General features: G+C 62.1%; 17 protein-coding genes and 1 riboswitch. Of the genes, 10 read left to right on the plus strand and 7 right to left on the minus strand.

Going from position 1 to position 18,445, the window contains the following annotated elements; translation table 11 throughout:
- Positions 1 to 31 precede the first annotated feature (31 nt).
- Positions 32 to 2,725, plus strand: coding sequence for a M43 family zinc metalloprotease (locus GKZ68_RS11390; RefSeq protein ID WP_173114736.1), 2,694 nt, complete (start codon positions 32 to 34; stop codon positions 2,723 to 2,725).
- 19 nt (positions 2,726 to 2,744) lie between these two features.
- Here the strand turns inward: GKZ68_RS11390 and GKZ68_RS11395 are convergent, their stop codons facing one another.
- The 5 genes from GKZ68_RS11395 to mnmH are packed head-to-tail and all read right to left on the minus strand — an operon-like array spanning position 2,745 to position 6,109.
- Positions 2,745 to 3,608 carry a glutamate--tRNA ligase family protein gene (locus GKZ68_RS11395; protein WP_173114739.1) on the minus strand — a complete coding sequence of 288 codons (864 nt, stop codon included), beginning with the start codon at positions 3,606 to 3,608 and terminating at the stop codon, positions 2,745 to 2,747.
- A gap of 2 nt (positions 3,609 to 3,610) precedes the next feature.
- A complete protein-coding gene (gene selD, locus GKZ68_RS11400; RefSeq protein WP_173118370.1) occupies positions 3,611 to 4,648 on the minus strand; it encodes a selenide, water dikinase SelD in 1,038 nt (345 codons plus the stop codon).
- 38 nt (positions 4,649 to 4,686) lie between these two features.
- A complete protein-coding gene (locus tag GKZ68_RS22410) occupies positions 4,687 to 4,818 on the minus strand; it encodes a hypothetical protein (RefSeq protein ID WP_302052023.1) in 132 nt (43 codons plus the stop codon).
- Positions 4,819 to 4,827: 9 nt separating this feature from the next.
- On the minus strand, positions 4,828 to 5,076 hold the full coding sequence (locus GKZ68_RS21700; protein WP_217275245.1) for a hypothetical protein: 249 nt from the start codon (positions 5,074 to 5,076) through the stop codon (positions 4,828 to 4,830).
- On the minus strand, positions 5,042 to 6,109 hold the full coding sequence (mnmH, locus tag GKZ68_RS11410) for a tRNA 2-selenouridine(34) synthase MnmH (protein ID WP_173114742.1): 1,068 nt from the start codon (positions 6,107 to 6,109) through the stop codon (positions 5,042 to 5,044). Before mnmH ends, GKZ68_RS21700 begins: the two co-directional genes overlap by 35 nt.
- A gap of 121 nt (positions 6,110 to 6,230) precedes the next feature.
- Here mnmH and GKZ68_RS11415 point away from each other — a divergent pair, with 121 nt between their 5' ends.
- Both GKZ68_RS11415 and GKZ68_RS11420 read left to right on the plus strand, forming a co-directional pair.
- The gene (locus GKZ68_RS11415) at positions 6,231 to 7,709 is read left to right on the plus strand and encodes a NuoM family protein (RefSeq protein ID WP_173114745.1); all 1,479 of its coding nucleotides are present in this window, start codon (positions 6,231 to 6,233) and stop codon (positions 7,707 to 7,709) included.
- Between the two features lie 126 nt (positions 7,710 to 7,835).
- Positions 7,836 to 9,260 (plus strand): NADH-quinone oxidoreductase subunit N, encoded by a 1,425-nt coding sequence (locus GKZ68_RS11420; protein ID WP_173114748.1) that lies wholly within the window; start codon positions 7,836 to 7,838, stop codon positions 9,258 to 9,260.
- A 107-nt stretch (positions 9,261 to 9,367) separates the two neighbouring features.
- On the opposite strand, the gene GKZ68_RS11425 is transcribed toward GKZ68_RS11420, so the two are convergent.
- Positions 9,368 to 10,768, minus strand: a complete 1,401-nt coding sequence (locus tag GKZ68_RS11425) for an NAD(P)/FAD-dependent oxidoreductase (protein WP_173114751.1) — start codon at positions 10,766 to 10,768, stop codon at positions 9,368 to 9,370.
- Between the two features lie 87 nt (positions 10,769 to 10,855).
- Entirely contained in the window at positions 10,856 to 11,545 is a 690-nt protein-coding gene (locus GKZ68_RS11430; protein WP_173114753.1) for a carboxypeptidase-like regulatory domain-containing protein, read from the minus strand.
- A 90-nt stretch (positions 11,546 to 11,635) separates the two neighbouring features.
- Between GKZ68_RS11430 and GKZ68_RS11435 the strand changes: the two genes are divergently transcribed.
- From GKZ68_RS11435 to GKZ68_RS11465, 7 genes are all read left to right on the plus strand, one after another.
- On the plus strand, positions 11,636 to 12,046 hold the full coding sequence (locus GKZ68_RS11435; RefSeq protein WP_173114756.1) for a metalloregulator ArsR/SmtB family transcription factor: 411 nt from the start codon (positions 11,636 to 11,638) through the stop codon (positions 12,044 to 12,046).
- A gap of 181 nt (positions 12,047 to 12,227) precedes the next feature.
- The gene (locus GKZ68_RS11440) at positions 12,228 to 12,422 is read left to right on the plus strand and encodes a hypothetical protein (protein ID WP_173114760.1); all 195 of its coding nucleotides are present in this window, start codon (positions 12,228 to 12,230) and stop codon (positions 12,420 to 12,422) included.
- Between the two features lie 15 nt (positions 12,423 to 12,437).
- Entirely contained in the window at positions 12,438 to 13,136 is a 699-nt protein-coding gene (locus tag GKZ68_RS11445; protein ID WP_173114763.1) for a YjjG family noncanonical pyrimidine nucleotidase, read from the plus strand.
- Positions 13,137 to 13,195: 59 nt separating this feature from the next.
- Positions 13,196 to 14,863 (plus strand): L-glutamate gamma-semialdehyde dehydrogenase, encoded by a 1,668-nt coding sequence (pruA, locus tag GKZ68_RS11450; protein WP_173114766.1) that lies wholly within the window; start codon positions 13,196 to 13,198, stop codon positions 14,861 to 14,863.
- 191 nt (positions 14,864 to 15,054) lie between these two features.
- Positions 15,055 to 15,148, plus strand: a riboswitch (SAM riboswitch).
- 277 nt (positions 15,149 to 15,425) lie between these two features.
- The gene (locus GKZ68_RS11455) at positions 15,426 to 16,181 is read left to right on the plus strand and encodes a phosphoadenylyl-sulfate reductase (protein WP_173114769.1); all 756 of its coding nucleotides are present in this window, start codon (positions 15,426 to 15,428) and stop codon (positions 16,179 to 16,181) included.
- Between the two features lie 38 nt (positions 16,182 to 16,219).
- On the plus strand, positions 16,220 to 17,116 hold the full coding sequence (cysD, locus tag GKZ68_RS11460) for a sulfate adenylyltransferase subunit CysD (protein ID WP_173114772.1): 897 nt from the start codon (positions 16,220 to 16,222) through the stop codon (positions 17,114 to 17,116).
- A 24-nt stretch (positions 17,117 to 17,140) separates the two neighbouring features.
- Positions 17,141 to 18,436 (plus strand): sulfate adenylyltransferase subunit 1, encoded by a 1,296-nt coding sequence (locus GKZ68_RS11465; RefSeq protein WP_173114784.1) that lies wholly within the window; start codon positions 17,141 to 17,143, stop codon positions 18,434 to 18,436.
- Positions 18,437 to 18,445 lie beyond the last annotated feature (9 nt).

Consider the following 18,445-nt stretch of genomic DNA (forward strand, 5'->3'; position numbering starts at 1 on the left):
ATTGGCCGCGCTGACTGGCAGCGGATGTCGTATGGTAAAATGCGCTACGCTGCTGCTTAGCCTGTGGCTGCTCACCTTTGGCGCGCTGCCGGGGGCCGGGCAAACCCCCACGCACGTGGGGCCGCGCACCTGCGGCACGCCGCAGGCCGATGCCTGGCAGCAGGCCCAGCTGGCGCGCCGCCGGCCCGGCTACCGGGCGGCCAAGCTAGGGGCCACCGCCCCACGCCCGCGGCGCACCACGGCGGCTACTACCTACACGCTGCCGGTGGTGGTGCACATCATTCATAATGGCGAAGCGGCGGGCACGGGTGCCAACATCAGCCAGGCGCAGGTGCAGTCGCAGTTCGACGTGCTGAACGAGGACTACCGCAACCTGAATGCCGACGGTGCGCTGGTGCCGGCGGCTTTTCAGCCGGTGCGGGCCGATGCGCAGGTGCAGTTTGTGCCGGCCTTGCGCGACCCGGGCGGCCGGCTGCTGCCCGAGCCGGGCATCGACCGCGTGGACCGCAACACGCTAGGCCTGCCCGCGCCGCCCTACGACCTTTCGACCGTTGAGAACACAGTGAAGCCGGCCACCGACTGGAACCCCGACCAATACCTGAACATCTGGGTGCTGGACCTGGGCACCACGCTGCTCGGCTTCGCTCAGTTTCCGGACAATACGGCGGGGCTGGCCGGCCTGAGCCCCAGCGGCGGCGACGCCAATACCGATGGCGTCGTCATTGCCTACGCTGCCTTTGGCCGGGTGGGCACGCTGTACCCGAACTACAACAAGGGCCGCACCCTGACCCACGAGCTCGGTCACTGGCTGGGGCTGATTCACGTGTGGGGCGACTCGAACTGCGGCGACGACTACTGCGCCGACACGCCTACCCAGGAAACCTCGAACACCGGCTGCCGCACGTTTCCGCACGTAACGTGCTCGAACGCACCCACCGGCGACATGTTCATGAACTTCCTGGACTACTCCGATGATGCTTGCTTGCAGCTTTTTACGAACGACCAAAAAGGGCGCATGCAGGACGTGATGGCCGCCGGCACCCCACGCCGGGCCATCCTGCTCACGTCGCCGGCGCTGTGCAACGGCACCCCGCTAGCCGCCACGGCCGCCGTGGCGGGCGGCGGTACCGTGTGCCCCGGCAGCAGCGTGACGCTCACGGCTAGCGGCCCGGTCGGCGCCAGCTACGCCTGGACTGGGCCCAACGGCTACGCCAGCGCCCAGCAAAACCCCGTGCTGCCGGCCGTGGCCGCCGCCCAAGCCGGCACCTACACCGTGCGCGTGGCCGTGACCACGGGCCTGTGCCCGGCCTCGGCCAGCACCACACTCACCGTGAGCCCGGCGCCGCCCACGCCGGTGCTCGCGGCGTCGGCGGCGACGTTTTGCCCGAGCGCGGGCGCCTCGGTGGCGCTCACGGCTACCAACCTGCCAGCCGGGGGAATTTATACCTGGAGCCTGGTGAGTGGCGACGGGCTGCCGGCTGGCACCTCCGGCACCACCATTTCAGTTACGCCCACGCAGTCGTCTACCTATCGCCTCACGGTGGCGCTGCCGGGTGGGGGCTGCACGTCGGCGGCCACGGTGAGCGTGCAGGTGCTGCAGCCCGTGTGGAGCGGCGCAGCCGGCAACGGCAACTGGTTTGACGCCGCCAACTGGAGTGGCTGCGTGCCCAGCCGCGCCACCGATGCGCTCATTCCGGCGGGGCTAGCCACCCCCTATCCCGTTATCACGAGCGGCACGGCCGAGGTGCGCACGCTCACCCAGCTTGGGCCACTCGCGCTGGGCGGCGGCGAGCTGGATTTGTACGGCGACCACCTCGGCACGGGCACTTTCACGCACAGCGGCGGCACGCTGGCCACGCGCGGCGCGGGCGCCCAGCGCCTGCGGCCCGGCGAGTATCAGACCCTGCTCATTGGCGGCACCGGCACCAAGACCATCGGCGCAGCTTCTATTGCGCAAGCCCTTACGCTGGGCGGCGCGGTACTCAGCACCGGCTCGGCGACGCTCACGCTAGCCCCTGCCGCTACCATCACCGAAACCGATGCCAGCTACGTGCTGGGCCAGGTGCAAACCACGCGCCCCGCCGGCCCCGGCGCCGAGGCATTTGGCGGGCTGGGCTTGCTTATTGTGCCGCTAGGTGCGGCCGGCGCCACTACGGTAGTGCGCACCACTGGCCAGCCCCAGGGCGTGGGCGCGGCCAGCAGCATCAGCCGCTACTTTGATATTCAAACGGCCGTGGGGCCGGGCGCTACGCTCGCGCAGCAGTATTTGCCCCACGAGCTGAATGGCCTGGCGGAGAACCAGCTTACCATGTTTCACTCGACCGATGCGGGCGCTACCTGGAGCAACGAGGGCGCCACTCAGCGCGATGCCTTCGCCCACGCCGTGCGCCGCGCCTACGTCACTACCCTCAACGGCCGCTGGACGCTAGCCAGCGCCGCTAGCCCGCCCACGCTAGCTACCATCACCTACGCCATCAACGCATTTCCGGTGCCGTTTGGGACCGATGGATTGTCGATACAGGTGACCACGGCCACGGCCGGACCGCTCAACGTGCAGCTCTACGACCTGCTGGGCCGGGTCATCTACAGCCAGGACCTGGCGGCCGTGGAGGTCGGCACCAGCACCGTGGCGCTGCCCGGCTCGGGCCTACTGGCCCCCGCTAAATACGTGCTCGTGGTGCGCCAGAGCAGCCAGACGGCTAAGCTCAACGTAGTGCGGCAGTAAACCCAGGGCAGTAGCTGCTTTAAGCCCTTATCACCAACTCTTTCTGCAAAGCAGCCAGCGATTCGCCGGCCGCCGCCGGCAAGCCTAGCAGCCGCGCCACGGCCGCGTACACCACCGTCGGCTTTCCGGCGCTGAGAATACCTTGGTCGCCAGCGGCCTGGGTGGTTTTGCTCAGCTTATTACCCGCCGCATCGGTGAGCAGGCCGTGGTGATAAAACTGAATTTGCGTTTGGGTGAAGTTGCTGGTTTCGGGCAATTGCGCGGCTAGCCACAGCTGGGCGGCCGTGCTGGGCAGCAGGTCGAGGCCCCGCACGAGGAGCGTAGTGCCCAGCCGCAAATCATCGACCACCGAGGCTAGCTGGTAGGCCGCCACGCCGTCTTTTTTACGCACAATGAAGTCGGGCATCTCAGTGGCCAGCGGCACCTGCTCCGCACCCTGCCAGCCATCGGCCAAGGCCACAGTAGCATCAGCGGGCACCCGCACCCGCCACGCCACGCCCGGCGTGGCTAGCGGCACGGTAGCGCCGGCCGCACCGCTGGTGCGTGAGCGCGGGCTGCCGTATAGCAGCCCCGGCCGCTGGGCCAGCCGGCGCAATACGTGGTTATAAGCGGGCAAGTGCAGCAGCTGCGAGTAGTGCCGCAGAAAGTCGTCCGGCCCGCTTGGGCCGTGGTCGTAGTCCAAGCCCAGCCAGTCAATCACTTGAAATATATTTTCCAGATAGGACCGGCGCAGTCGGGCGCGGTCGAGGTCATCGATGCGCAGGTGCAGCGTGCCGCCCGCCCGGCGCACCAGCAGCCAGGTGAGCACAAAGTTAACGGCATTGCCCAGGTGCAGGTAGCCGCTGGGCGTGGGGGCTAGCCGGCCTACCGCAGCAACCTGCACTTCTACTCCACCACTATCCACGGCTCACCCTCGGCGTGCGGACGCAGCTCGCCAAAACTTTCCAGCGCTAGCCCATATTGGGCAAATACGGCCTGGGCCGCCGCCTCGGCCGCGCCGGGCTCGACGCACACCAGCAGACCGCCCGAGGTTTGCGGGTCGCAGAGGTAGAATTTCTGCTCATCGGTGAGCTGCCCCACCTTGTGGCCGTAGCTGGCGAAGTTGCGCACCGTGCCACCGGGCACCGCACCTTGCAGTAGGTAGCGCTCGGCCTGGGCCAGGCGCGGCACGCTGAAATAATCGACGACAGCCTGCAAGTCACTGCCCTCGCACACTTCGGCGAGGTGCCCTAGCAGGCCAAAGCCGGTGACGTCGGTCATGGCCCGCACGCCGACAATCTCGCCCAGCTCGGCACCGATTTTATTGAGCTGGCGCATCTGGGCCGGGGCCACATCGGCATCTTCGGGGCTCAGGATTGCGCGCTTTTGGGCGGTAGTCAATATTCCGACGCCTAGCGGCTTAGTGAGGTAAATGCGGCAGCCTACCGTGGCCGTGTCATTGCGCTTGAGGTTTTTTTCATCGACCAGGCCCGTCACGGCTAGCCCAAAAATCGGCTCGGGCGAGTCGATGCTGTGGCCGCCGGCCAGCGGAATGCCGGCCTCGGCGCAGATGGCGCGGGCACCCTCCGTGACGCGGGCGGCTACTTCGGGCGGCAGCTTGTCGATGGGCCAGCCCAGCACCGCGATGGCCAGTAGGGGCCGCCCGCCCATCGCATACACGTCCGAAATGGCGTTGGCCGAGGCGATGCGCCCGAAGTCGTAGGCATCATCGACGATGGGCATAAAAAAATCGGTGGTGCTGATGACGCACTGCCCGGCTTGATTGGGCAGGCGGTACACGGCCGCATCATCGCGGCTGCCGTTGCCGACCAGCAGGTTTTCGTAGTTGGGCTGCGGCAGGCTGCTGTGCAGGATTTTATCGAGCACACTCGGCGCGATTTTGCAGCCGCAGCCCGCGCCGTGGCTGTACTGAGTGAGGCGAATGAGGTCGAGGTCGGGGTCATGGCGGGGGCTAGCGGTCGTTAAAAATTCCAGGCGGCGCGTTGCAGCACTACCCGATAACCATCGGGGTCGGCAAAGGTCAGGCCCTGGTGGTCCCAATAGGCGTTGTGGGCCGGCACGGGCGCGTAGCCGTGCGCTCGCAGGCGGGCCACGGCGGCTTCCTACTCGGCGCGCTCGGGCAAGTAAAAAACCAATAGGTTTTCGGCCGTGGGTGCGGGCGGCACCAGATGGCCTTGCTGGCGCGTAAACTCCAGGTGGTAAGCTGCTTGCGGGTGGCCTGCCATTAGGCCATCGAAGCCGTCGTGGCCGGTAAACGCATAGAGTTCTGCCAAGCCCAGAGCTTCGACGTAGAAATGGCGCACCGCCGCCAGGTCGTTAGTGGGCCGGGCTACCCGCAGCTTCGGAATCATGGCTAGCATTTTTTAGCGAAGTCGGTAGTTCGTTCGCGGCAGCCAGCACCAGCGCCGCATTAGCTATTGGGTCGGTGCCAGTGGTGGGCACCAGCACGGCGGGCCGGTCGGCTAGCCCATAGCCGTAGGTTTTATCATAGTAGGCCAGCACCAGTTCCACCATGCGCGGCATATCGCCGTCGGCGATGGCTCCCAGCGCTTCTTTCGTCACGAGGCCACCGAGGCGCTTGCTTATGCGCAGCACGGCAGCGGCTAGCCCGGCCGCATCCTGGCGGCCGTAGCTGCCGGCCAGGTATTGCACGCGGGCGGCCGGCGGCACGTCGAGCACCACCAGCGGCGCGGCGCGCATCTGCTCAAAAAACGCGGCTGGGATGCCTAGCCCGCCGATGGTACGGCTCTCATCCTCCACCCAGATGGGCCGGTCGTTGGGCAGCTTGGCCAGGGCGGCAGCCAGGTCGTTCTCAAACTGCTCCTGGGTGGGCTGCGGCGGCTGGCCCAGGCTGCCGAAGGAAGAGCCCAGGTGGTTGGCTAGGCCTTCCAAATCCAGCACGGGCTCGCCGCGCCGGGCCAGCGCGTGCAGCACGGCGGTTTTGCCGCTGCCGGTGTAGCCGCCCAGCACGCGCAGCTGGCGCGGGCGGGCAAACTCGGCCAGCGCCCAGCGGCGATAGTCCTTGTAACCCTTATCGAGCAGGTTGACGTGGAAGCCGGCTAGCTCCAGCAGCCACAGCACGGCGCCGCTGCGCATGCCGCCGCGCCAGCAGTGCAGGCGCACTTCCTGGCCGGGGGCGAGCTTTTTGGCTTGCTCCACCATCGCCCGCATCTTGGGGCCGAAAAAATCGAGGCCCAGTAGCACGGCCTTGTCGGGGTTCACCTGCTTGTAGGTGGTGCCGATGAGGGCCCGCTCGGCATCGGTGAACAGCGGCAGGCTCAGGGCCCCCGGAATGTGGCCCTGGGCGTACTCGGCCGGGGCGCGCACGTCGAGGATGGGGCCGGCGGCGGTATTCAGAAAATCGGCAATCGGGTGGCGAGGCATTAGAACAAACTTACGGGAAAGTCGCCCGAAGCTTCCGCCTTCCCGGTGCGGGCAGTAAGTTTGCAGCTAATTCGCGGTAAACCCGCCGGGCTTCCGGCCGGCTTACCGTGCGCTTTCGCTAATGCTGACAGCTTTTCTCGTCTTCTTCCCGCTGGCCGCCGCCCTGCTCCTTCACTTTGCCAAAGGCGGCGCGGCCCGCGCGCTAGCCCTCGGGGCTTCCTTTCTCGAACTACTGGTTGCCGTGTTTGCGGCCATTACCTACGCCCGCAGCGGGCCGGGCAGCTTCGACCTCAACCTGAGCTGGATACCTTCGGCGGGCATCAACTTTCACCTCGGCATCGACGGGCTGAGTTTGTGCCTGGTGCTGCTCACGACGGTGCTGGTGCCGATTATTCTGGCCACCGCCTTTCGCCACGAAGAGTACGAGAATCCCGGCGCGTTCTACGCCCTGGTGCTGTTTATGCAAACCGGCTTGCTCGGGGTGTTCACGGCCCTCGACGCATTCGTGTTTTACTTCTTCTGGGAGGTGGCGCTGATTCCGATTTATTTCCTGGCCGGCGCCTGGAGCCGCAGCGACCGCCGCATCCAAATCACGTTTAAGTTCTTCTTATACACCATTATCGGCTCGCTGTTTATGCTAGCCGGCTTCGTGTATCTGTATCTGCAAACCGGCCCGGCCGCCGGCTCGCTAGCCGCGCACTCGTCCGATATTCAGGCGTTTTACGCCACTGGCAAGCAGCTAGCCGCCTCGCAGCAGGCGTGGCTGTTCTGGCTCATCTTCGCCGCTTTCGCCGTGAAGATGCCGATTTTCCCCTTCCACACCTGGCAGCCTGATACCTACACCGAGTCGCCGGCTCCGGCCACTATGCTGCTCTCGGGTATTATGCTGAAAATGGGCGTGTATGGCTGCCTGCGCTGGCTGCTGCCGGTGGTGCCGCTCGGCGTGAGCCAGTGGCAGCAGCTGGTTGAAGTACTGGCCATTATCGGCATCATCTACGGCGCTATCATCGCCATCCGGCAGCGCGACATGAAGCGGCTCATCGCCTATTCGTCGCTCTCGCACGTGGGGCTGATGATTGCCGGCGTGTTCTCGCTGAAAGCCATCGGCCTGCAAGGGGCGGTGGTGCAGATGCTGGCCCACGGCGTAAACGTGGTCGGCATGTTTCTGGTGGCCGACGCCATCGAGCGCCGCACCGGCACCCGCGAGTTGGCCGACCTCGGCGGCCTCACCCGCCGCACCCCGCTGCTGAGCGTGTGCTTTCTGGTGATGCTGCTCAGCACGGTGGCGCTGCCGCTCACGGGTGGCTTCGTGGGCGAGTTCCTGCTGCTGGCCGGGGTGTATGAGTTTAACATGTGGGCCGGCGCCGTGGCGGGCCTCACCATCATTTTCTCGGCCGTGTACCTGCTGCGCATGTACCAGCGCGCCATGCTCGGGCCCGATTCGGCTTACTCCGATACCATCACCGACCTCACCGGCTCGGAGCTGTTCATGTTCGTGCCGCTCATCGCGCTGGTGTTCTGGCTAGGGTTATTTCCGGGCACGTTCCTGCATTTTTCGGAGCCGGCCATCAGCCAGATTCTCACTCTGGTAGGCCGGTAACCTTCTCATTGTCATGCTGACGAAGCAGGCATCTTATCAGGCTGAATTCGTCATCTTTAAAGCAGTTATTATTGAGCGCGAACGTGATAAGATGCTTCGCAGGCTCAGCATGACAGGCGTACTTCTATGCTCCCCATCGTTCTCCTCTCCGTCTTCGGCATCGTCAACCTGTTCTTAGGCTTTTTGCGCTCCAACCGGGCGCTGCTGCCGTTTGCGCTGGTGGTGCTAGCCCTCGTTTTCGGCCTCAACCTGCTCGACTGGAACCACGCCGGTAGCCTGCCGGGCCTGTTCGACTCGCCCTACGTGGCCCAGATGCTGACCGTGAACAACTACTCGGTGGCCTTCAGCGGCATTGTGTTGCTTACTGCCCTGGTGCTGCTGCCCTTCTCGCGCTCCTACGTGGCAGCCGGCGAGCCCAACCTGGCCGAATACTACTCGCTGCTGCTGTTTTCGCTGGTGGGCGCCATTATGATGGTGAGCTACAATCACCTCATTATGCTCTTCGTGGGCATTGAGATTTTGAGCATTAGCATGTATTGCCTGGCTGGCTCCGACAAGCGCAACGTGCGCTCGAACGAAGCCGCCCTCAAATATTTCCTGCAAGGCGCCTTCGCCACTGGTATTCTGCTCTTTGGCATTGCCTTGGTGTACGGCGCCACCGGCACTTTCCAGCTCGATGGGCTAGCCAGCGCCATCGCCGCGCCGGCTAATGCCAGTCTCCAGCCCATGCTGTATGTAGGCGTGCTGCTGATGGTTATCGGCATCGGCTTCAAGGTTTCGGCCGCGCCTTTCCACTTCTGGACGCCCGACGTGTACGAGGGCACGCCCACGTTCTTCACCGCCTTTATGAGCACGGTGGTGAAAACGGCCGGCTTCGCGGCCTTCCTGAAATTATTGGTAGTGGCCCTGCCCGGCACCAGCGCCGTGTGGCTGCCTACCATCGTGGCTATGTGTGTGCTCACGCTGCTGCTCGGCAACGTGGGCGCCGCCGTGCAAACCAGCGCCAAGCGCATGCTGGCCTACTCTAGCGTAAGCCACGCCGGCTACCTGCTGCTCGGCCTCGTGGCCGGCCGCGGCCAGCTGCAGGGCCCGGCGGCCCAGGGCATTTTCTTCTACAGCCTGGCGTATTCCATCGCCACGGTAGCCGCTTTCGGAGTGCTGAAACTGGTGTCGGACCAGCGCCAGCGCGAGGACTACGCCGGCCTGGCCGGGCTGGCTCGCACCAATCCGCTGCTGGCTTTTGTGATGACGGTAGCCATGCTCTCGCTGGGCGGCATTCCGCTCACGGGGGGCTTCTTCGGCAAGTTTTTCATCTTCACGGCGGTGGCTAGCCAGGGGTATATCTGGCTGGTAGTGTTTGCGGTGCTGATGAGCATGGTGGGCATTTACTACTACCTGCGGCCCGTTATCGCCATGTACATGCGCCCGGCCGAATCGGGCAATGAGGCACCAATCGTAGTCGATGGCTTCCAGTCGGCCACGCTGGTGCTGCTGGCCGTGCTCACGCTGGTGCTGGGGATTCTGCCGGGCTTTCTAAGCGGATTATTATAAATCCAGCTTGTCTTTGCATAAAAAAAGCCGCTGTTTCCAGCGGCTTTTTTTATGCCTTTTGGACTACTTGCTTAAAACTGCCCTTGTCATGCTGACGAAGGAAAGTTTTAGGCGTTTGGCGCTGGCATCGCTGGCCCGGCGGGCTCCTGAATGGCGGGCGGCGTAGGAGTATATTCGGTGGTGGCCGTGGCGTGCTCGGCCGCCCGCTTGCCTTTGTCGTCCTTCACATCATGGCGCTTGAAGGGCCGGATAATAAGCCGCAGCGCCTGGTCAGAATTAAAGTAGCTGAAGGCCCAGTCGACCAGCGCCACCACTTTATTGCGGAAGCCGACCAGCAGAATAAGGTGAATGAACAGCCAGGCTAGCCAGCCCAGAAAGCCCTTGAAGTGCACATCCTTAGGTAAGTCAACCACCGCTTTATTGCGGCTGATGATGGCCATCACGCCCTTGTTGAGGTAGCTGAATTCCTTGGGCGCCTCCCCCCGGATAATGCGTTGCAGGTTTTCGGCCAGCAAGTCGGCCTGCTGCTGGGCCACGGGAGCCAGCATGGGCAAGCCCTTGGGCATGTCGGGCGTCACCATGTTAGCCACGTCGCCGATGGCAAAGATGGTGGGCTGGTCCGGCAGCTGGTTCCACATATTCACCGTAATGCGCTTATTACGGGTCACTAATTCTTCGGGCAGGCCCGGCAGGGCGGCGCCATTCACGCCGGCGGCCCACACCAGGTTTTCGGTGCGAATAAACTCGGTATCTGAGTAATAGGCCTTGCCATCTTCGAAGCGCTTGATGGCCGTGTTGAGGCGCACGAGTACGTCGAGCCCATCCATGTAGCGCTTGGCGTCGTTCTGCGAATCTTTCGACATTGGCCCGAGCAAGGCTGGCCCAGCCTCCACCAGGAAGATTTGCATCTTCTTCAAATCTAGCTCGGGGTAGTCTTTGGGCAGCACGTGGCGGCGCATTTCGGCCAGCGAGCCGCTGATTTCGACGCCCGTGGGGCCGCCGCCCACCACCACAATAGTGAGCAGCGCCTGCTGTTTTTCCGGGTCGGTTTCGAGCAGCGCCTGCTCGAAGTTCTGGAAGATGAAGCTGCGCAGATTCAGCGCATTCGGGATGCTCTTAATCTGCATCGCATTCTTTTCAATGCTTTCAATCCCAAAAAAATTGGTGAGCGAGCCGGTGGCCAACACCAGATAATCGTAGCGAATGTCGCCCACGCTCGTTTGCACGGTGTTAGTGACGGGTATCACACCGCGCACGTCGGCCATGCGGTAGAAGAAATTTTGCTGGCCCGCGAAAATTTTGCGGATGGGATAGGCAATGCTATCGGCCTCCAGGGCACCGGTGGCTACCTGGTAGAGCAGCGGCTGAAAATTGTGGTAGTTGTTGCGGTCTACCATCACCACCTGCACGGGCGCGTCGGCCAGCTTCTGGGCTAGCCGCAGGCCGCCAAAACCGCCGCCTACCACCACCACCCGCGGCTGCGCCGAAATTGGAAGGTTCGTATCCATCGAAAAAAGCAAAAGGTGGCAATTAACTGCCACCTATACTTTACCTTGAAAACCGGGTTGGGGTTATGCTATTCGGCGAGCTAGCCGCTAATAATCAACGCCTTCTTTCTTCTTAAACTCGCCGTCTTTGACTTGCTTCACCAGCTGCAGCCAGCTGAACGGATTAAGCAAAGGGTTATTGCTGTGCGGATTGGGGGCAATACCCATGCGCCGGTCTAGGTCGAGTTGCTGCATCGACATCGATTGGCGGTAGTTGGCCGTGGGGCCCATCGGCTGCGAGTTAAAAATTTTGCGCATCAGGTCCTCGTTCAGGTTGTCGGCCGCTGCCGAACCGCGCTCGGTGGGCAGGCGCAAGGCCAGAAAGGCCTTTTTAAATTCCTTCTCGGTAGCGTAGGGAAATACTCGTACTTCGGGCAGCACGGTGGCGTCTTCCTGCAACGTAATAACCACCGAAAAGCTTTGCCGCTGATAATCAGCCGGAATGACAATGGTTTGGTTGCGGTAGCCCAGCGAGCGAAACACGATGCTATCGCCGGCCAGCACCGGCATCGAAAAGTAGCCGTAGGCGTTGCTCGTGGTGCCACGGCCGGCCTTGGGCACGTAGACCGAGGCGCCGGGCACGCCCAGCAGGCTGTCGCCGCTCGCCACGATACCCGTGAACTGCACCACCCGGCGCTTGCCCTGGGCCCAGGCTTTGGGGCTAGCCAGCCACCCGGTCAGCAGTACCAGGCTCAGCAGCAAAAGAAAACGGCGACTGTTCACGAAGGAGATTGTCAAAAGGATACTGTAACAAATATACGAACTTGCCCGCCGTGCCGGTCGTACTTTTGGGGCCGGCCGGGCCGGCTCAGTTAGTCTGAACGGTAGATGCGCGTAAAACATTTCCCGGTTGCATTCGGGCAGCAGCTTTTTAAGGCCCTCGGCGATGAAAGCCGCGTGCGCATCCTGCACTTGCTGTGGCGCAACCAGGAAATGGTGGTCGGCGACCTGGAGCAAGTGCTTGACTTTACGCAAACTAAAACGTCGCGCCAGCTAGCCTACCTCAAAAACGCGGGCCTGGTGGGCGTGCGCCGCCTCGACAACTGGATGTTTTATTTCCTGCGCGACGAAACCGCCGAGCTGCTCCAGCAATTGCTAGGGCTCATGGAGCGCGACCCACAACTCGTGCACGACCAACTGATATACCAAACCCTGTGGAGCAACCGCGAGCTGGCCGCTTATAAGATTCAGAACCGCCGCTGGCTACCGCCGGCTTCGCCAATCAAGAATTTTGAATGAGGAATTCAGAATTGTCGTTCGCTTGATTCCTAGTTCATTATTCCAACCTAAATTTTATGCCCGAGCGCCGCGTTTTCGTTTGCACCAACCAAAAGTCCGGCATCGGTGAGGATGTCGCTAAAGCTCTCAAGAAAGAGCTTAAAGCTCAAGGCGTTAAATCAATTGTTTTCGGGGGCAAAAGGTGCATACCCGCATCCAGACCTGCAATTGCCTCGACTTGTGCAAGCACTGCAAAAAGGGCAGCGGGGCCGCCCTGATAGTGTACCCGGAAGGTATTTATTACGGCGACGCGCGGCCCAAAGACGCCGAGCGCCTCGTGCAGTCGCTAGCTACCGGCCACCCCGTCACCGATTTGCTCCTCGACCCCGAAAAATAGGGTTGCCTGTTCCGTATGAAAACTTACCGCCACCTGTTTTTTGACCTCGACCACACGCTTTGGGACTTTGAAACCAACGCGAACGAAACACTTGCTCAGCTTTTTAGCGACTACAACCTGGCGCGCCACGGCCTCTTCACGTTCACTGAGTTTAGCCAGCGCTACAGCGAGATAAACCACGCGCTGTGGCGCCTCTATCAAAGCAACAAGGTGACGCAGAAGCAATTGCGCGAGGTGCGCTTCGTGCGCACGCTCACCCGGCTAGGGGTGGCCGAGGCCGACGTGCCCACCGATATCTCGGCACGCTTCACCGAGATTTTGCCACGCAAGGCGGCCGTGTTTCCGCACACCCACGAGGTGCTTACTTACTTAAAAAATAAGGGCTATTTGCTGCACCTCATCACGAATGGCTTTGAGGATGTGCAGCATATCAAGCTGAATTCTTCTAGCTTAACGCCTTATTTTGACGAGGTTATTACTTCCGAGCACAGCGGCTTTTTGAAGCCCGACCCGCGCATGTTTGCCCACGCGCTGGCCCGCACCCGCGCCACCGCCGCCGAAAGCCTGATGATAGGCGACAACCTCGAATGCGACGTGCTGGGGGCCTACAACGCCGGCATCGACCAGGTGTATTTCAACCCCGACAAGCGCCGGCATTTTGCCCAGATAACCTATGAAATCAGTAGCCTAGCCGAGCTGCGCGACTTTCTCTAACTTTCTTTCCCACCCCATTTTTCACCGCAAACTGCCAGTTTTCGCTGGCTGCTATTCTCATGTCCAACGCCTTTTTCCGCGTCCCTACTCCTATCAATGAGCCTGTAAAAGGCTATGCGCCCGGCTCGCCCGAGCGCGTCGAGCTGGTTAAAGAACTGAAGCGCATCAAGCAGGTTGAGCGCGATATTCCGATGCACATCGGCGGCCAGGAAGTGCGCACCGGCCGCACGCTGCCGCTAGCCCCGCCCCACGACCACAAGCACGTGCTGGGCCACTTCCACGAAGGCGATGCTAGCCACGTAACCCAGGCCATCGACGCCGCGCTGGCCGCCCGCCACGCCTGGGCTAGCCTGCCCTGGGAAGAGCGCGCCGCCGTCTTTTTGAAGGCCGCCGAGCTGTTGGCCGGGCCCTACCGCGCCCGCCTCAACGCGGCTACCATGCTGGGCCAGAGCAAGAACGCTTTTCAAGCGGAAATTGACGCGGCTTGTGAACTGATTGACTTTCTGCGCTTCAACGTACATTTTGCCCAGGAAATCTACCGCCAGCAGCCCGAGTCAGCCCCCGGCATGTGGAACCGCCTGGAGCACCGCCCGCTCGAAGGCTTCGTATTTGCGCTCACGCCGTTCAACTTCACCTCCATCGCCGCCAATCTGCCGGTGTCGGCCGCGCTTATGGGCAACGTGACGGTGTGGAAGCCCGCCTACCCGCAAATTTATTCGGCTCAGGTGCTGATGGAGCTGTTCATCGAAGCTGGCGTGCCGGCCGGCGTCATCAACCTCATTTACGTGGATGGCCCGGTGGCCGGCGACGTGATTTTCAAGCACCGCGACTTCGCGGGTATTCACTTCACGGGCTCGACCAAGGTGTTTCAGACCATCTGGGGCGAAATCGGGCAGAATATCCACCGCTACAAGTCGTACCCGCGCATTGTGGGCGAAACCGGCGGCAAAGATTTCATTCTGGCCCACCCCTCGGCCCACGCCAAGGCTGTGGCTACCGGCATTTCGCGCGGCGCCTTCGAGTACCAGGGCCAGAAGTGCTCGGCCGCCTCGCGCGTATACCTGCCGTCCAACCTGGCCGAGGAAATTCTGGGCTACGTGAAGCAGGACGTGGAGTCGATGAAAATGGGTGATGTTGAAGACTTTACCAACTTTATTAACGCCGTCATTACCGAAGCCAGCTTCGATAAGCTAGCCAGGTTTATTGACGAGGCCAAGGCTAGCCCGGACGCCGAAATCGTAGTCGGCGGCCACCACGACAAGTCGAAGGGTTACTTCGTGCAGCCCACCGTTATCCGGGCCAAAGACCCTAAGTACGTGACCATGTGCGAGGAGCTGTTTGGCCCCGTCGTGACGGTGTATGTGTACGACGAGCACGAGTTTGAGCAGACGCTGGAACTCGTGGATTCGACCTCGCCCTACGCCCTCACCGGCGCCATTTTCTCGCAAGACCGCTACGCCATCGACCTGGCTACCAAGAAGCTGGCGAACGCGGCCGGCAACTTCTACATCAACGACAAGCCGACCGGTGCCGTGGTGGGCCAGCAGCCCTTCGGCGGCGCCCGCGCCTCGGGCACCAACGACAAGGCCGGCTCGCTGCTCAACCTGCAGCGCTGGGTGTCGCCGCGCGCCATCAAGGAAACGTTTAACCCGCCCGTGGAGTATCCCTATCCATTCATGGGCGCCACGCCCAAGGAAGATTTGAACCTCGATAAGGGCGGATTTTAGGCCTTGAGCCAAAAATGGCGCGGGGCGCAAACAAAACCGCTAGCCCCCAACTTATATCGCCGTCGGAACCAACGGGCGGCTCCTCTGACGAGGGGCCGCCCGTTGGTTTTCAACGGTTTGTTCAGAAGTTTGGAATTTTAAAAATTCCGGCTCTACCTTTGTGTCATCAATTCCTCTTGCCAGAAGGATTGTTTTTATACAGAGGCGTGGAGAGACAGGCTCGATGAAACGCCGGCAACCCCCAGCTACTTGCTGGAACGGTGCCAAGTCCTGACCATATAAAAACAAGTTGCCGTGCGCTGCTCAACTACCCTCCGCTTTACGACCACCTCGCTTGCTGCTCTACAGCATGGGTGTTGTTGTACGTGCTGCCCCTGCCGAATGCGCACGGGAGCGATGCGGAGCTGCTAGCGTTTAGCAACGTCTTATCAGCTGGCCGGCTACCTCTCCGTTCGGGTTAGCGCTGCTCCCTGGGCCTTCGCGGGCCTACCTGGAGCGCCCCCGCGTGTCGGCACCTTTTTTCGGCGGCTTGCTGGCCGCGAAAAACTTCTTCCCTTTCAACATGGATAGTACACTTGCGGCCCAGGTCAATGACCTGCGCCAGGAACTGGCCGGGCTTTCCGCGCTGGAAATTATACGGGCTGTCACCCAGCGTTTCCCAGGCAAGGTTGCCTTTTCGACTTCGTTTGGCATTGAAGACCAGGCGCTGAGCCACCTCATTTTTACCAATGAGCTGCCCGTGCGCGTATTCACGCTCGACACCGGCCGCAACTTTCAGGAAACGTATTCAACCTGGAATAAGACGCTGCTCCGCTACGGCCAGCCCATCGAAGCCTTCGCCCCGCTGGCGGCCAGTGTCGAAGCCCTGGTGACGCAGAAAGGCCCTAACAGCTTCTACGAGAGCATCGACAATCGCAAGGAGTGCTGCTATATCCGCAAGGTGGAGCCACTGGCCAGGGCCCTGGCCGGCACGCACATCTGGCTTACCGGCATCCGGGCCGAGCAGTCGGCCAACCGCCAGCACATGCACGCCGTGGAGTGGGATGCCGGCCACCAGCTCATTAAAGTGCACCCCCTTTTTGAGTGGACCTGGGCCGACACGGTAGCCTTTACGCAGCAGCACGGCGTGCCCGTGAATCCGCTGCACCAGCAGGGCTTTGTAAGCATTGGCTGCGCGCCGTGCACCAGGGCCATCAAGCCGGGCGAGGACTTCCGGGCCGGCCGCTGGTGGTGGGAAAACGCCGACGCCAAGGAGTGCGGCCTGCACACCACTGCCCACCAAGGCCTCGACCCGGTGGTGGAGGAATTACCCCGCTAGCCCCTACCGCTTACTAAACACCAATTTATTCATTACCAATGGATTACTTAGATAGGCTAGAAGCCGAGGCTATTCATATTTTGCGCGAGGTGGCCGGCCAGTTTGAGCGGCCTGCGCTGTTGTTCTCGGGCGGCAAAGACTCAATCGCCCTCACGCGGCTGGCCGAAAAGGCGTTTCGGCCGGGCAAGTTTCCCTTCCCGCTCGTGCACATCGACACGGGCCACAACTTCCAGGAAATTATTGATTACCGCGATAAGCTGGCCGCTTCGTTGGGCGAGAAGCTGATTGTGCGCAAGGTAGAGGATACCATTCGGGAGCGTGGCCTGCGCGAGCCGGGCGGTAAATTTCCTAGCCGCAACCCCTTGCAAACTTATACCTTGCTCGATGTTATTGAGGAGTTTGAGTTTGACGCCTGCATCGGGGGCGCGCGACGCGACGAGGAGAAGGCCCGCGCCAAGGAGCGCATTTTTTCGGTGCGCGACGACTTTGGCCAGTGGGACCCCAAGCGCCAGCGCCCCGAGTTGTGGAACATCTACAACGGCCGCATTCAGAAGGGCGAAAATGTGCGCGTGTTCCCCATTTCTAACTGGACCGAGCTCGACGTGTGGAATTACATCCAGCGCGAAAAAATCGAGCTGCCCGAAATCTATTTCTCGCACGAGCGCCAGTGCGTAGTGCTGCCCAGCGGCCAGCTGCTAGGCCTGAGCGAGCACCTCAACCTCGACGACACCGACGAAATCGTGAGCCGCCGCGTGCGCTTCCGCACCGTGGGCGACTCGACCTGCACGGCCGCCGTGGAAAGCGACGCCCACTCGATTGACGACATCATCCAGGATTTGCTGCTGGCCAAGGTGAGCGAGCGCGGCGCCACGCGCCTCGACGACAACCTCTCCGAAACCGGCATGGAGGACCGCAAGCGCAACGGGTATTTCTAAGCTAATTTATTAAGTAATAAGACAATGGATATCCTACGCTTTATCACCTGCGGCAGCGTCGACGATGGCAAGAGTACGCTCATTGGCCGCCTGCTTTACGACAGCGACTCCGTGTCGCTCGACGTGCTGGCCACGCTCGAAAAGAAGCGCACCGCCACCAACGGCGACTCGGTAGACCTGGCCTTACTGACCGATGGCCTCAAGGCTGAGCGCGAGCAGGGAATTACGATTGACGTAGCGCACAAGTACTTCACCACGCCGCGCCGCAAGTTTATCATCACCGACGCGCCGGGCCACGTGCAGTACACCCGCAACATGGTGACCGGCGCCAGCAATGCCGACTTGGCCATCGTGCTGGTCGATGCCCGCCAGGGCGTGATTGAGCAGACGCGCCGCCACACGCTGCTAGCCTCGCTGCTGGGCATCCGGCACTTTGTGCTGGCCGTGAACAAGCTGGATTTGGTGGGCTACGACGAGGCCATTTTCACCAAAATTGTGGCTGACTACCAGGCCATTGCCGAGCAGCTGAAGCTAGCCAGCGTGGTGGCCATTCCGCTGAGCGCGCTGCACGGCGATAACATCGTGCGCCGCTCGAAGCACATTCCGTGGTACGACGGCCCTAGCCTGCTGGAGCACCTCGAAAGCGTGCCCGTGGCCGCCGACGCCAACCCCAGCGAGCCGCGCTTCCAGGTGCAGTACGTCATTCGGCCCCAAACCGAGGAGCTACCCGACTACCGGGGCTACGCCGGCCGCATTCAGAGCGGCACGTACCACGCCGGCGACAAGGTGCGCATCTGGCCCTCGGGCCTTGAAACGGTACTCGAAACCATTGAGGTCAATCAGCAGGCCGTGGCCTCGGCCGCCGCGCCCCAGGGCGTTATCCTGCGCCTGCGCGACGATATTGATATCAGCCGCGGTGATACCATCGTGCCCTTCAACGCGCACCCGGCCGTGGTGCGCGAGCTGGAAGCCACGCTCTGCTGGATGGACGAGCGGCCCCTGCGCGCCGGCCGCAAGCTGCTGGTGCAGCACCACTCGGCCGTGGTGAAGGCAGCCGTGACGACCATTCTCCAGAAAACCAACATTGAAACCTTCGAGAGCGTGGGCACCGACGAGGCCAAGCTCAATGACATCGTGCGGGTGCGTCTCAAAACGGCCCTGCCGCTGGTGGCCGATGACTACCTCAACAACCGCGACACCGGCGCTTTCATTTTGGTCGATGACCAGACCGGCGCCACGCTGGCCGCCGGCCTCATCACCACCACCGACCCCGAATATTTCACCCAGGAAGTGCCGGTGGAGGCTACGTTTTCCATTTAATTCCGCTTT

Origin of the sequence: Hymenobacter sp. BRD128, from assembly GCF_013256625.1 — a bacterium.
Lineage (GTDB): Bacteria > Bacteroidota > Bacteroidia > Cytophagales > Hymenobacteraceae > Hymenobacter.